This window comes from Streptomyces sp. NPDC104313 (assembly GCF_055583985.1).
This window is the reverse complement of record NZ_JBVJMW010000011.1, coordinates 236237-251383: the sequence shown is the minus strand read 5'-3', so window position 1 is coordinate 251383 and position 15147 is coordinate 236237. Positions and strand designations below refer to the sequence as shown.

Here is a 15147-nt window from a genome sequence, read left to right as displayed (position 1 = left end):
AGTTCCGCGAACAAGGACGCCGCACCAAACAACTCACCGTCAGCCACGCCTTCCACTCCCACCACATGGACGCGATGCTCGACGACTTCCGCACCGTGGCCCACACCCTCACCTACTCCGCACCACAGATCCCGATCATCCCGACCGTCGCCACCGATATCCCCATGACCGACCCCGAGTACTGGGTCACCCAGATCCGCTCGACAGTCCGCTTCCACGACGCCGTGACGGCGCTCCCGGAGGCCACCGTCTTCATCGAACTCGGCCCCGACCCCGTGCTCAGCGCAGCCGCGCAGCAGTTCGCGCAGGGCACGTTCTCCGGGACGCTCCGTACCGCCCAGTCCGAGGTCACCGGCGTGCTCACGGCACTCGGCACGGCCTATGTGCACGGCAGCTCTCCTTCGGTCCCTGCGGGCAGCACCGTGGAACTGCCGAACTACGCTTTCCAGCAGCAGAGTTACTGGCTGTCCGATATCGGCCCCGTCGACGCCGCCGGGCTCGGGCTCCTGCCGGGCGGGCACCCGCTGCTCGGCGGTGAGATACAGCAGGCGGACAGCGACACCGTCCTGTTCACCGGCCGTGTCACCAACGTCGGACACGGCGCCGCGACGCTGCTCGACCTCGCCCTGCACGCGGCGGACGAGGGCTTGGAGGAGCTGGCCGTCGAATGGCCACTGCCGGCCGACGAGGCCCTGCTGCTCCAGGTCGCGGTCAACGGCACGAGGCTCACGATCCACTCCCGCGCCGACGGCGAGCCGTGGCAGCGCAACGCCACCGGCACGCTCGCCACCGTGAACCCCGGCATCTCGGGCCTCCCCTGGCCGCCGAACGCTGCTGAGGTCGGCCCCCAGGCGGACGGCGTCACGCAGGCGTGGCGCGACGGCGGCACTTCCTACGCCGAGGCCACCATCGACTCGACGGAGCACGGCATCGACCCGGGGCTGCTCACCGCCGTCCTCCAGCAGGGCGGGGTGCCGGTGCAGCCGCTGCACTGGCGCAACGTCCGGCTGCACCGTGCCAGGGCGACGACCCTGCGCGTCCGGTTCGACGGCGGCCTCCTCGCGACGGACGAGGACGGCGTGCCGGTACTCACCGCCGAACAGGTCACCACGGCGCCGGTCAGCGCCGCGCAGCACGCCCTGCTCGACGTCACCTGGGTGCCGTCAGCGAAATCCGGTGTCACCGGGTTCGACGTACTGGAGGTACCGCGGCTCGGCGATCTGGAGGAGGTGCTCACCACGGTGCTGCACGCCCTGCGGTCCGAGCGCTCCGAGCCGCTCGTGGTCCACACGCACAACGCCGTCCACACCAGGGACCCCGATCCCGTCGCGGCGGCCGTGTGGGGTCTGGTCCGCACCGCACAGCACGAGGAGCCCGGTCGTTTCGTCCTGGTCGACGGTGAAACGGTGCCTGACACCCTGCCCGACGACGAGCCGCAGCTCGTCGTGCGCGGCCACGAGACCCTGGTGGCCCGGCTGGCCCGTATCACCGCGTCCGCTCCCGCGCCCCGCTGGCACGGCACGGTTCTCACGACCGGGGACGCGCCCTTCATCGACCACCTGCCCGTCACGGACGTCGTCACCTGGGCCGGCGGCAACCCGGACGAGCTGAGGCAGCTGTTCGACGCCCACGACATCACGGCCGTCGTGCACGCGCCGAAGCCCGGCGTCGAGGCGCTGGTCTCGCACCTCACGCCGGAGCAGCTGGTCGAGGCGGTGCGCGGCGCCGCCGACATGGCCTGGCACCTGCACCGACTCACCGAGGAGCGGGAGTTGGTGGCGTTCGTGCTCAGTTCCTCGATCGTCGGCACCATCGGGCGCACCGGTCGCGGCGCCGACGCCGCGACCGCCGCGTACCTGGAGGCCTTGGCCCGGCACCGCAACGCCACCGGTCTGCCCGCGCTCGCCATCGCGTGGGGGGCGGAGCAGAGCCCGGAACTGTTCGACGCCGCCGCCGCGGCCGGGCGGCCGACGGTGGTGGCGAACGCGTTCGACCCCTCCGGGATCCGGGCGGCCGGCCCGGTGCCCGCCGTGCTGCGCGGACTGGTGAAACCGCTGCCGCAGCCCAGCCGCACACTTGCCTCCCGGCTCGTCGGACTGGACGACGCGGCGCAGGGCACCGTGGTACTGGAGGTGCTGCGCGAGGCGATGGCCGAGGTTCTCGGGCACGACGACCCGAACGAGATCGAGGCGGAGTACCCCTTCTCCGACCTCGGGTTCACGTCGATGACGGCGGTCGAGCTGCGCAACCGGCTGTCCACCGCCACCGGCATCGATCTCTCCACGACCCTCGTGTTCGACCACCCGACCCCGGCCGCGCTCGCCGAGGTCCTCCGCGAACGGCTCGGCCCGAAGGACCAGGCGCACCAGGTGGTCCAGTCCGATCTGGACCGGCTGGAGGCCAGCCTCGCCGCCGCCTCGGCCACTACGTCGCCGCACGCCGTCGCGGTCACCAACCGCTTGCGGGCGATGCTCGCGAAATGGACCGAGTCCCCGGACGAGAACACCGACGGCGAGGACGAGAACTTCGAGTCCGCGTCGACCGAGGACATCTTCGACTTCATCGACAACCAGCTCGGACGCGCCACCAACTGACGCCTGTCGCGCCGCACGAAGGGAACGTGATCACCGTGTCCGATGAGAAGAAGGCCGTGGAGTACCTGAAGTGGGTGACGGCCGATCTGAAGAAGAGCAGGCAGCGCGTCGAGGAGTTGGAGTCCGCGAAGCACGAGCCCATCGCGATCGTCGGCCTGGCCGCGCGGTTCCCCGGGGGCGTCACCAGCGCGGACGAGCTGTGGGACCTCGTCGCGAACGGGCGGGACGCGATCACCGAGTTCCCCTCCGACCGCGGCTGGGACGTGGCGGGCACGTATGACCCGGACCCGGGCAGGCCCGGGAAGACCTACACCAAGCACGGCGGGTTCATCGGCTCCGCACCACGGTTCGACGCCGAGTTCTTCCGGATCAACCAGCGCGAGGCACTCGCGATGGACCCGCAGCAGCGGCTGCTGCTGGAGGTCGCGTACGAGGCGGTCGAGAACGCCCGGATCGACCCGGCGTCCCTCAAGGGCCGTCAGGTAGGCGTGTTCGCCGGTCTCGCGGGCCAGTCGTACCTCCACCGCGCTCACTTCACCAGCGAGGAGCTCGCCGGGTACGTCATCACCGGCATGGTCGGCAGCATCGCCTCCGGCCGGATCGCCTACTCGCTCGGGCTCGAGGGCCCTGCCGTCACCATCGACACGGCCTGCTCCTCGTCGCTGGTCGCCACGCACACCGCCGTGCAGTCGCTGCGCAACAACGAGTGCGAGCTCGCGCTGGCGGGGGGCTCGACCGTGATCGGTTCGATCGAGAGCTGGGTGGAGTTCAGCCGCCAGGGCAACCTCTCGGCCGACGGCAGGTGCCGCACGTTCGACGCCGGTGCCGAGGGCACGAGCTGGAGCGAAGGCGTCGGCATGGTCGTGCTGGAGCGGCTCTCCGACGCGCGCCGCAAGGGGCACACGATCCACGCGGTCATCCGGGGCAGTGCGGTGAACTCCGACGGCGCGTCCAACGGTCTCACAGCGCCCAACGGCCCGGCCCAGGAGCGGGTGATCCAGCAGGCTCTCGCCGACGCGCGGCTGACGACGTCCGACGTGGACGTCGTGGAGGCGCACGGCACGGCCACGACGCTGGGCGACCCGATCGAGGCGCGGGCGCTGCTGGCGACGTACGGGCAGAACCGGCCGGCCGACCGGCCGATCTGGTTGGGGTCGCTGAAGTCCAACATCGGCCATACGCAGGCCGCAGCGGGCGTCGGCGGCATCATCAAGATGGTGATGGCGCTGCGGCACGGTGTGATGCCGAGGACCCTCCATGTCGAGGAGCCCACCCCGCACGTCGACTGGGCGGCGGGCAACGCCCGGCTGCTCACCGCGGCCCAGCCATGGCCCGAGGTGGACCGGCCGCGTCGGGCCGCCGTCTCCGCGTTCGGCCTCAGCGGCACCAACGCACACCTGGTGCTGGAGCAGGCGCCCGCCGGCCTCTCCCCGGAGTCCCCCGCGTCCGGTGCGCCGGAGGGGAGTTCCGCAGGTGGCCAGGTCGTGCCGCTGCCCGTCAGCGCCAAGAGCGCCGAGGCGCTGGAGGAGCAGGCGGCCCGACTCGTCGAGCACCTCGGGCGGCGCCCGGATCTGCGCCCGGCGGACGTCGGTTTCTCCCTGACGACGACCCGTACGCAGTTTCCGCACCGAGCCGTGCTGCTGGGTGACACCGTGGCGGCCAGGGGCGTCGCGGGGGTGGGCGGGCTCGCTCTGATGTTCACCGGGCAGGGTGCGCAGCGCGTGGGCATGGGCCGTGAGCTGTACGAGACCCATCCCGTGTTCACCGAGGCGCTCGACGCCGCGATCGAGGCCGTCGACAGCGCGCTCGGCGAGCAGGTGCGGGAGTCGCTGCGCACGGTCTTCTTCGCCCGGGAGGGCACGCCCGAGGCGGGGCTGCTCGACCGGACGTTGTACACCCAGACGTCGTTGTTCTGCCTGGAAACCGCGCTGTTCCGGCTGTTCGAGCACTGGGGTGTCACACCCGACTACCTGGTCGGGCACTCGATCGGTGAGCTGGCCGCCGCACACGTCGCCGGCGTGTTCGGGCTCGGTGACGCCGCCCGGCTCGTCGCTGCCCGTGCGAGGCTGATGAACGCGCTGCCGCGCGGCGGCACGATGATCGCGGTCGAGGCGGACGAGGACGAGGTCGCGGCCCTGCTGCCTGCCGACGGGAGTGTGAGCATCGCCGCGGTCAACGGCCCCACCTCCGTGGTGGTGTCCGGTGACCACGACGGGACCACGGAGCTCGCGTCGAGGATCGCCGCGCGGGGCCGCCGCACCAAGGCGCTGGTGGTGAGCCACGCGTTCCATTCGCACCGTATGGACGCGATGCTGGAGGATTTCCACACCGTGGCCCGCACGCTGGGCTACCAGCCGCCGTCGATCCCGATCGTCTCCACGCTCACCGGAAAGCTCGCCGACGCCGAGACGGTCTCCACGCCTGAGTACTGGGTCCAGCAGGTGCGCCGGGCGGTCCGGTTCCACCACGCGGTGACGCACCTGGACGAGCTGGGCGTGACGACGTTCATCGAACTGGGCCCGGACGCTGTGCTGACCGCGCAGGCGCGGCAGTCGCTGGCCGGGCACGCGTTCGCGCCCGCGCTGCGCCCGGGCAACGGCGAGGTCACCACGGTGCTCACCGCGCTCGCCACGGCGCACGTCAACGGCCACTCCACCGACTGGGCCGCGGTCTTCGGCGGCGGCACCCGGTCGGTCGACCTGCCGACGTACGCGTTCCAGCGCAAGCGGTTCTGGCTCGACCCCGGCAGCGCGACGACCGACGTCGCCGGTGCGGGGGTGCACGCCGCGGAGCACCCGCTGCTCGGCGCCACCGTCCACACCGAGGACGACTCGGTGATGTTCACCGCGCGTCTGACCCGCACGACCCAGCCGTGGCTCGCTGATCTCACGGTGGCGGGCAGGACCGTTCTGCCGAGCTCCGCGCTGGTGGAGCTCGCGATCCACACGGGTGACGAGGTCGACTGCAACCAGCTGCGGCGGCTGCGCGTGCACAACCAGGTCGTCCTCCCCGAGCACGCCCCGGTGCAGCTCCAGGTGTCCGCCGGGGCCGCGGAGGACGACAGCAGCCGCACGGTCGTGATCCGGTCCCGCCCGGACGGTTCCGAGGGGGCGTGGACGCTGCACGCCACCGGCGTGCTCACCAGCACCGCGGTCGCCGCCCCACCGCCCGCCGACGCCGAGTGGCCGCCGGCGGGTGCCGTCGCCGTGGCACCCGGGGAGATCGCGTCCGCGCTGGACGGACTCGGCCTCGGCTACGGGCCCGCGTTCCAGGGCGTCGACGAGCTGTGGCGCGACGGCGACGCGCTGTACACGACGGTACGGCTGCCGGAATCGGTGCCGGGCGACGGCTTCGGCATCCACCCCGCGCTGCTCGTCTCCGCACTGCGCCCGTACGTGGCCGCCACCTCGGGCCTGCCGTCCGAGTGGTCCGGCGTGCAGCTGCACGCGGTCGGCGCGACAGGGCTGAACGTCCGGCTGGTCCCGGACGGTGACGAGGGCGTGTCCCTCCTCGCCACCGACGCCGCGGGACAGCCGGTGCTCACCGTCGACTCGGTGCGCACCCGGCCGTTCTCCCTCCAGGCGGAGGACACCGAGGTCCGCGAGGCGCTGCTGGGTGTCGAGTGGGCGCCGGTCACCCTGCCGTCGCCCGTCGAGGGGCGGTGGGCGTTCGTCGAGGACGAGATCCCCTACGACGCGGAGACGCTGCTGTTCGAGCCGGTGCGGCCGGGCGGCGATCCGGTCGCCGCGACGCACGACGCGGCAGGTCGGACGCTTGACCTGCTACAGCGCTGGCTGCTGTTGGGGGAGGACGTCAGGCTGGTCGTCCTCACGCGCGACGCCGTGCACTCCGGTGCCGTGGATCCGGTGGCGACGGCGGTGTGGGGCCTGGTGCGGTCCGCTCAGAACGAATACCCCGGCCGCATCGTGCTGGTGGACACCGATGCCCCGGCGCGTGACAGCCTGCCGGCGGTGCTCGCCGCCGCGGCCAGTGCCAGCGAACCGCAGATAGCGGTCAGGGACGGCCGGGCGTTCGTGCCGAGGCTGGTGCGGACCCCTGCCGCGACGACCCGCACCCCGCGTCTGGGCGGCGAAGGCACCGTGCTGATCACTGGTGGCACCGGCTCCCTGGGCAGGGTCGTCGCCCGGCACCTGGTGACCACGCAGGGTGTGAAGCACCTGCTGTTGGTGAGCAGGCGCGGGCAGGCGCCCGAGTTGGCCGCGGAGTTGTCCGCGCTCGGCGCCGATGTGCGCGTCGAGGCGTGCGACACCACCGACCGCGAGGCGATGGAAGCGCTGCTGGGCGGTCTGGAGCACCCGCTGAGGGCCGTCGTGCACACCGCGGGCATCACCGAGGACGGCATGATCGCCACCATGACCGCCGACCAGCTCCACGCGGTACTGCGGCCGAAGGTCGACGCGGCGTGGCATCTGCACGAGCTGACCAAGGACCTCGACCTCGACGCGTTCGTGCTGTTCTCGTCGATGGCGGCCACGGTCGGCGGTCCCGGTCAGGGCAACTACGCCGCGGCGAACTGCTTCCTCGACGGCCTCGCACAGCACCGGGCCGGGCTCGGGCTGCCCGCGGTCTCGATCGAATGGGGCCTGTGGGAGGAGGCCAGTGCTGTGTCCGCGCACCTCACCCCGGTGATACTGAGCCGCATGGCCCGCGAGGGCATGCGGCAGATCCCCACCCCGCTCGGTACGGCGATCCTGGACACGGCGCTGTCGCAGGACCGGTCGCTGGTGATCGGCCAGCCCTTCGACGCGGCACTGGCCCGTGAGCACGCCGCTCACGCGAACGTCCCGGCGCTGATGCGCAAGGTGCTGCGCACACAGAACCGCCGTACGGCCGCGGCCCGGCAGTCCTCGGGCGGCGCGCTCCTGGGCCGGCTGGCCGGCCTGCCCGCCGACGAGCAGCGCGACGTGGTGCTGGGTGTCGTCCTCGACACGACGTCGACGGTGCTCGGCCACGCCGCCACCGGTTCGGTCACCGCCACCCAGAATTTCGGCGACCTCGGGTTCGACTCGCTGACGGCCGTCGACCTGCGCGGCGGCCTGCTCGCCGCGACCGGTGTGCAACTGCCCGTGTCACTCGTCTTCGACCACCCCACGCCCGATGACCTCACCGACCGGCTGCTCTCCGAACTGATGGGTGCGCCGGGCGGCGGCCGGGTCGTGGACTTCACGGCCGAGGTGCGGCTGGCCGAGGACATCCGGGCCGCGGACACCGTGCACCGTACGGACGATCCCCGGCAGGTGCTGCTGACCGGCGCCACGGGCTTCATCGGCTCGTTCGTGTTGCGCGACCTGCTGCGTACCACCGGAGCCACCGTGCACTGCCTGGTGCGGGCCGCGGACGAGGAGGCGGCGTACGCCAAGATCCGTTCCGCGTCCGAGTACTACAGGACGGGCATCGAGCTGGACCGGGTGCGCGTGGTCCTGGGCGACCTCGGTGCGCCGGGGCTCGGGCTCGACGCGGAGACGGCGGACCGGCTCGCCCGCGAGGCCGACGTGGTGTTCCACATCGGCGCCCATGTCAACTGGCTCTATCCGTACGCGAAGCTGAAGGCGGCCAACGTCACCGCGACGGAGGAGATCCTGCGGATCGCGGCGAAGCACCGCACGGTTGCGGTGCACTACATCTCGTCCACCGGTGTCTACGCGAACCTGCCGGAGGAGGGCACACGCCTCACCGAGGACGCGCCGATCGGCCCGCCGGAACAGCTCTTCAGCGGCTACCGGCAGTCGAAGTGGGTGTGCGAGGAGATCATCGGCATCGCCCGCGAACGGGGCCTCCCGGTATCGTCGTACCGCGTGGACGTGGTGACGGGCGACCAGGTCAACGGTGCCTGCCAGACACAGGATTTCGTCTGGCTGAGCATCCGCGGCATCGTGGAGGCGCAGGCCGTGCCGGACAGCCTGGAGAGCCACTTCCATCCGACGCCCGCCGACTACGTCAGCGGCGCGATGCTCCAGCTGGCGTGGCAGCTCACCGGCACCGGTGACACCTACAACCTGTCGAACCCGGCGCGGCTGACGTTCGGCGAGATCATCGACGCGTTGCGGGCCAGGGGCCACCGCATCGACGAGATGGACCTCATGTCGTGGACCCGAAAGGTCCGTTCGGACAGGTCCAACGCGATGCAGCCGCTGCTCGACCAGTTCGTGGAGCTCGTGGGGCTGCCGGGCGGCACCTACCCGAGCATCGACTGCTCCAAGGCCGACGCCGCGCTGACGGGCGCCTCGATCACCTGCCCGCAGGTGCGGAGCGAACTGCTGAGGACCTACCTCGACTTCTTCACCGACGTCGCGTACCTGCCCTCCCCGTGAGGTGACGCACCGAGGGGCCACCGGTGTTCCGGTGGCCCCTGGGACCGGGTGAGGCGAAGGAGTGGAGAGGGGTCAGCGGGAGACGGCTTCGGCCTGGTGCAGCTGGGTGATCCTGTGCAGCAGCAGCGAACCGGCCCGCAGCGTCTCGTCGTTGCGAACGCCCGCCAGCAGATCGATCACCCCGCAGCGTACGGCGGAGGCCAGGTCGCCGGAGTCGAGTGCGCGGCGCACGACCCAGCGGATCTTCGCCGCCACGATCTCGTCGCAGTCGTCCGGGTCTATGCCCGCGTGTTCACGCACGAGCCGCTCGGACTCGGCGTGACGCCCCGTCCTGACGGATTTCCCGATGACGGAGCCGGAGATGAGGTCAGGCCTCCCCGCGAGCCTCCCCACGGGCGTCCGGGGAGCGGGAACGGTCCGGTCAGCCGGCTCGGGCCGCAGTTCGTGGTTGAGGATCGCACGCTCCAGCTCACGCAGCGCGGGGCTGGGCTCCAGGCCGAGCTGCTCATTGAGGCCGGTACGCGTACGGCGGTACAGCCTGAGCGCGTCCGCCTGCCTGCCCGAGTGGTACAGGGCCTCCATCAGCTGGCCGCACAGGCGTTCCCGCAGCGGTTCCGCCTCGACCACGGCCTCCAGCTCACCGAGTACATCGCGGTGGCGGCCCATCCGGAACTCCGCCTCCACACGGTACTCCAGCGCGGTCAGCCTGGAATCGTCGAGCGCGGCCATCTCCCTCCAGTACAAGCCCTGTTCGGCGAGGTCAGCGAGTGCCTGGCCGCGCCACAGCGACAACGCCTCGCGCAGAACGCGCGAGGCGGTTTCCCAGCGGCCGTTCGCCAGCTCCGTCCTTCCCCGGGCCAGCATCAGCTGGAAGCGCACCACGTCGAGCCGCTCGGGGTCGACGGTGAGCTGATACCCCCCGGCCCGCTTCTCCAGCGGCAGCCCCGCCCTGCGCAGCGCGTGCACGGCGTTGTACACCACCTGCCTGCCGGTGGGCGGAGCATCGGAGGGCCACAGCGCCTGCTCCAGCCTGGCCACGGTGACCGGGGAGCCGTGGTGGAGCAGGATGTAACCGAGCACGGCCCTTTGCCGCAGTCCACGTACACCTGACGCGCCTTCCTCCTCGGACACATCCAGATGCCCCAAGACCCGGAACATGGCCGTCGCCCCCTTTCCACGAAGTGTCTTCAACATTCCGCATACTGAAGTCAGGGTTTCCGTCTACGGTCCGGAAACCCGGCACAGATGTTTCGAAGTGCGGTGGAGTTTCACTGCTGAACATCGCCATACTCCCCCCAGAGCGGCGTGCGGACTCTTTACCACATGGCCGCCGGCGGGTTCCGCGCCCGCCGGGGCAGCCTGTCTCGATCTCACCGGAGGGTGGTGTGCGCACGGCTCTGTGCGCGCTCCGGTCTCCTGTTCACAGCCCATGGTGGGGGGCGGCCGTCCAGCCCCGCACAAACCGCGCACAAACCGCACGCGGAGCGGGTTCACGGTGGGGCCTCGGATGGTGAACCGGCTGTCTCGCGCCGCTGTCCCGGCATGCCGGCAGGCCCGGCCGGGGGGGTGGGGGAAAAACCGGACGAGGGGCCTCTTCGGCTGCCGGCCGGGGCTACTCGACGCGCACGGAAGGTTCCCGTACCGACCGGCCCAGTATCCGGACCAGTTCGGCCGGTGTGCGGCGGGAGCCCGGGCAGGGCCCGTCGGCCAGGCCCACCGTGGCGGCACACTCCAGGAGCAGGGTGGCGACCAGCGCTTCCTGCTGGGCGGGCAGCGCCGGACACCCGGGCGGGTTCGGCGAAGAGAGCAGGCCGAAGGCGTCGGCCAACAGGTGCATGGCGCGGCACACCAGCGCGGACCGCACGGTCGCGTCGTGCTGTTCCGCGGGGGCGACCGCGGCTGTCAGCGACACCGTGAAGCGCCGGAGCACGGCGGCCGCGTAGGGGTCGGACAGCTCAGAAGTGCGGGGGACGCGTCCCGGCCGTGCCTGAGCGCGCGATGCCACCGTTCGTGACAGGCCCTCGTTCAGCGCCTGCACGAAGTTCCGCGCGATGGCGGTCATATTGATGTCGCCACTGTCCGTGTCGCTTCCGATGTCACTCGGCATCGCGCGTCCACCCCCACGCATCCGTCACTTGCCGGCTGTGCCGGTCCGCTGGAACCCTCCGTCGAAGAAGACCAGGGCCGGTCCCGCGACGCTGTTGCTCGCCTCGATCACGTTCCCGATGAAGATGGAGTGGTCCCCGGAGTCGTGGAAATCCGCCAGCTCGCACTCCAGCCATGCCAACGCCCCGTGCAGCAACGGGGCCCGGGTCCTGGGACCCGGTTCCCACGCGAGGTCGTCGTACTGTTCGGGTCCCAGCGGCCTCTTCTTGTCGGCGAAGTAACGTGCCAGCTGTTCCTGTTCGTATCCCAGAACCGATACGGCGAAGTACTTCTCCGCCATGAGCGCCTTATGCATGACGGCGCTACGGGACACGCAGCACAGCACCTGTGGTGGATCCAGCGAAACGGATGTGAACGCGTTGGCGGTCATTCCGTGAATGTTCTCACCGCCCACACTCAACACGATGACACCGGTAGCGAAGCGCGACATGGAATCCCGCAGGGACGACGGTTCCATCGGAATCCGGTAAGCGGTGTTCTCAGCGGACACAGACCTCATGCCGAACCCTTCCTCAGACTCATACGGAGAACATAGATCGGGCGATCTCCCGCACTCTCATCCCTGGGTAACCGGGCACCCACACCTCGCGCAGCACACCACATACTTCGCCTACGGTGGCCCCGGCCGCGAGGGCGTCCTTCATCGGGTGGAGGACGTTGTCCGTGCCCTCGGCGGCCTCGCGCATCCTGGTCAGGGCCGTTCCCACCCGCTCGTGGCAGCGCCAGGCGCGGAGCTTGGCGAGGCGTTCGGCCTGGCGTCGGGCCGCGAGGTCGGGGTCGTGGCGCGCGATCCCATGCGGAGCCCCATCCGGAGCACCGGGCGGGGGCTCGTGCGGGGGCTCGTGCGGAACGATCTCGCCGCGTTGGAAGCCCTGCTCGACCGCACGAGCCGCACCACCCAACTCCGCGCTCATATACATGAGTTGGAGGACCGCATCCGTGATCTCACCGGCTGGCTCCGTAGCCGTGACACCGTCCGCGTCCGGCTCTGGAATCCGTACGCCGAACTGCTTGCTCAACACTTTCGCCCAGATACGGTGCGCGGCCCGGCCCGTGCCGGGCGCCGCGTAGGAGAACGTCAGGCGCGCCACGAGCCCATCGGCGTCCATGCCCGCGGCCACCGCCGTACGGACGTACTCGATGCCGTTGGCCAGGGTGAAGGCGATCTCCTGCGCCGGTGACGCTCCCGCGTCGGCCAGACGTCCGCCCGAGACGGACACGGTGTTCCACCGGGGGAGCTCGGTCTCCGTGTACCGGAAGATGTCCGCGGTCAGGCGCAGTGCGGGCCCGGGCGGGAAGATGCTGCCGCCTCGGACGATGTACTCGGTGAGCACATCGTTGTGGACGGTGCCGGTGAGCCGCCGGGGCTCGATCCCCTGTTCCTCGCCCACCAGTTGGTACAACAGCAGCAACGGCGCCGCGGGGGCGTCGGCCTCCAACGTCGCCGACACCCGGTCCAGCGGGATCGCGTCGAACAGCACGCGCATGTCGTCGATGGAGTCGATGGCCACGCCCGCCCTGCCCACCTGGCCCCGCGCCGGTACCGAGTCCGAGTCGTGCCCCGTCCGCGTAGGCAGGTCGAAGGCCACCGACAGGTCCGTCGCGCCGTTCTCCATCAGGTGGCGGTAGTGGGCGTTGGACTCTCGGGCCATGTGCTGCATTCCTTCTCCTCGGTACCGGACGGCGGGCGCCCGGACCACCGCTTGCACAGGCGCTTGCACAGGCACTGCAAGGCTAGGGGCGGCCTCTCACCGGCTGGTCACCGCACGGTGTGTGCGCGGCACTCGCGGACTCCTCGTACGCCGGGGTACGGGCGTCCTGCGGCCTGCCCGGTTCCACGAGCTGTTCGCGGGTGACGCGCCCCGGCCGGTCCAGGGATACCGTGGTGACATGGCTCTTCCCGCCGGCCCAGGCCGGTCGGCGCAGCAGCAGTTCGGGCCCCGCCGAGACGACCACGAACAACGCCCCCGGCGCCGAGGCCCCGGCGATCTCCTCGAAGGTGTCCAGCACGAGGTCCTCGGCCCGGTGCAGGTCGTCGACGCACATCACCAGCAGCTCGTGCTTGGCCGCCTCCTGGAAGAACCGCGTCCAGGCGCCCAGTACCCGGGCAAGGTGCGGCTCCCCGGCGTGGCGGGAGCCGACGGTGTCGGCGACGAGTAGCCGGCACAACCGGGACAGCAGCGGCTCCGGCGTCCGCTCCGAGGGGAACAGCTTCTGGACGGCCCGGGCGAGCATGGCCCGCACCGCCGCCTCGTCCTCCCCCGGCCCGATGCCGCAGTAGGCGGCGAGGATCTGCGTCGGGGCGGCCAGCGGGGTGCCGGCTCCGGCCGGGGAGACCCGCCCGCCGAGTACGCGTTGCCCGCCGGGAGGCCCGCCGGCCCAGTGCCCGAAGTCGCGCAGCAGCCTGCTCTTCCCGGTGCCGCCCTGCCCGAGAACCGTCACCAGATGAGGCACGCCCCGGTGCCGGGTCCGCTTCACAAGGCCGCGCAGGATGTCGAGTTCGTACACACCGCTTTCCGTGTCCTCGGCGGACCCTCCCGCCTCGCGGACGCCCAGGGCCTGGCGGGTCGCGGACCGCCCGTCGGGGCACCGGTACCGCAGGACGTCCTCGCTCGCCCGTCGGGCGGCGTCGCTGACCCGTATCTCGCCCGCCGGCACATCGGCGAGCAGGGTCCGGGACTCGTCGAGCACGGCGCCGGTCACCGTCCCGCCGAACCGCTCGACCTGCTCCCTGACCGGATGGGCGGTGTTGTCCGGCCTACCGTCGAACTCCTGGCCCGGGCCGCCGGTGAGCGAGTGCACGAGTCGGGTACGTACGGAGACGACACCCACCCGGCGGCGGTCGGACACGGCCCGCGGCTCCGGCCCGGTGGCCGTGGCGGCCGAGCAAGGCGGGTCGGACGGGGTGCCCTCGGCCGACTCTACGAGCACGGGCGCGGGATGCACGGGCGCGGGATGCACGGGCGCGGTGAGCAGTGCGTACGTCTCCGGCTCGGCGAGGGACAGCGCGGGGTCCTGGACGAGGATCGCCTGCTGGAGTCGTTGCAGACCGCGGCCGGGCTCCAGGCCCAGGTTCTCGACCAGGGCGGCACGTACGCCGCTGTACGCGTTGAGTGCGTCCGCCTGCCGTCCGCACCGGTACAGGGCGAGCACCAACTGGCCGCAGCATCGTTCCCTGAGCGGATCGGCGCGCACCATCTCCTCCAGCTCGGGCAGGACCGCGTGGTGGCGCCCACAGGCGAGCTGCGCGTCGAAGTAGTCCTCCATGACGTCCAGCCGGGCGCTCTGGACCGCGGCCAGCTCCGGCCATCGGATGCCCGCCTCCACCAGGTCGGCCAGGACGGGCCCGCGCCACAGTGCCAGCGCGTCGCCCAACAGCACGGACGCGGCGTCCGCGGCGCCCCGGGCCAACTGCTCCCGCCCCCGGCCCGCCCACTGGTGGAACAGATACAGGTCCACCTGCTCGGGGTCCACCCGCATCATGTAGCCGGGCGGCTGGGTGAGCAGCGCGGCCGGAACCCCCGGCCGGGGGCCGTGGGCGGTCCCGGTGGAGGACAGGACGCCGCGCAGCCCATGGACCGCGTTCTGCAAGATCTTGCGCGCCGTGGTGGGCGGGCCGTCCACCGCCCACAGCGCGTTCAGCAGCTGGCTGGTGGCCACGACCTTGTTCGCCTGGAGCAGCAGGAAGCCGAGGGTGGCCCGCTGTTTCATGCCCCCCAGCCCCACCGCTCGGTCGTTGTCGACGAGCTGCATCGGACCCAGCATTCGGAACTGCATTACTCCCCCAAGTCGACACCCGCGTACCCGCGTACCCGCGTACGGCCCCGGCTTCCGGCTGATGCACGCGTCGCGCCTACGGCGCCCCGGCCGCCGGATTCCTCACCATGGTGCAGGGCCGCGGTCCAAGCCCACACAAACCTCGGACAAGGAGCGGGCTCTTGGCGGTCGGTACCCCGAGGGCGTCAAGAAGGACCCGGCCCGGGACGGGGACGGGTGCTGATGGTGCCGCCCGGGCTGGAATCCATCCGTGAGGCGACCTTCCTCGTCCGCGGACC

6 protein-coding genes and 1 pseudogene are annotated in these 15147 nt (G+C 71.5%); 2 read left to right on the top strand and 5 right to left on the bottom strand.

The window, feature by feature from the left end:
- Both ACZ60Q_RS25370 and ACZ60Q_RS25365 read left to right on the top strand, forming a co-directional pair.
- A partial coding sequence (locus ACZ60Q_RS25370; RefSeq protein WP_469638875.1) for a KR domain-containing protein occupies positions 1 to 2594 on the top strand: 2594 nt, incomplete at its 5' end.
- A gap of 26 nt (positions 2595 to 2620) precedes the next feature.
- Complete coding sequence (locus ACZ60Q_RS25365) at positions 2621 to 8926, top strand: thioester reductase domain-containing protein (protein WP_469638873.1); 6306 nt, start codon at positions 2621 to 2623, stop codon at positions 8924 to 8926.
- 72 nt (positions 8927 to 8998) lie between these two features.
- On the opposite strand, the gene ACZ60Q_RS25360 is transcribed toward ACZ60Q_RS25365, so the two are convergent.
- From ACZ60Q_RS25360 to ACZ60Q_RS25340, 5 genes and pseudogenes are all read right to left on the bottom strand, one after another.
- Positions 8999 to 10084, bottom strand: a complete 1086-nt coding sequence (locus ACZ60Q_RS25360) for an AfsR/SARP family transcriptional regulator (RefSeq protein ID WP_469638870.1) — start codon at positions 10082 to 10084, stop codon at positions 8999 to 9001.
- A 454-nt stretch (positions 10085 to 10538) separates the two neighbouring features.
- The gene (locus tag ACZ60Q_RS25355) at positions 10539 to 11033 is read right to left on the bottom strand and encodes a hypothetical protein (RefSeq protein ID WP_469638867.1); all 495 of its coding nucleotides are present in this window, start codon (positions 11031 to 11033) and stop codon (positions 10539 to 10541) included.
- Between the two features lie 24 nt (positions 11034 to 11057).
- Complete coding sequence (locus ACZ60Q_RS25350; protein ID WP_469638864.1) at positions 11058 to 11522, bottom strand: flavin reductase family protein; 465 nt, start codon at positions 11520 to 11522, stop codon at positions 11058 to 11060.
- An 88-nt stretch (positions 11523 to 11610) separates the two neighbouring features.
- A pseudogene (locus ACZ60Q_RS25345) lies at positions 11611 to 12771 on the bottom strand (methylmalonyl-CoA mutase family protein); the annotation flags it as partial.
- A 55-nt stretch (positions 12772 to 12826) separates the two neighbouring features.
- Entirely contained in the window at positions 12827 to 14845 is a 2019-nt protein-coding gene (locus ACZ60Q_RS25340; protein WP_469638861.1) for a BTAD domain-containing putative transcriptional regulator, read from the bottom strand.
- Positions 14846 to 15147: the final 302 nt, after the last annotated feature.

Coding starts and splice junctions, on each gene's coding strand:
- ACZ60Q_RS25360 (WP_469638870.1), bottom strand. CDS start 10,084: ATGTTCCGGGTCTTGGGGCATCTGGATGTGTCCGAGGAGGAAGGCGCG.
- ACZ60Q_RS25355 (WP_469638867.1), bottom strand. CDS start 11,033: ATGCCGAGTGACATCGGAAGCGACACGGACAGTGGCGACATCAATATG.
- ACZ60Q_RS25350 (WP_469638864.1), bottom strand. CDS start 11,522: ATGTCGCGCTTCGCTACCGGTGTCATCGTGTTGAGTGTGGGCGGTGAG.
- ACZ60Q_RS25340 (WP_469638861.1), bottom strand. CDS start 14,845: ATGCAGCTCGTCGACAACGACCGAGCGGTGGGGCTGGGGGGCATGAAA.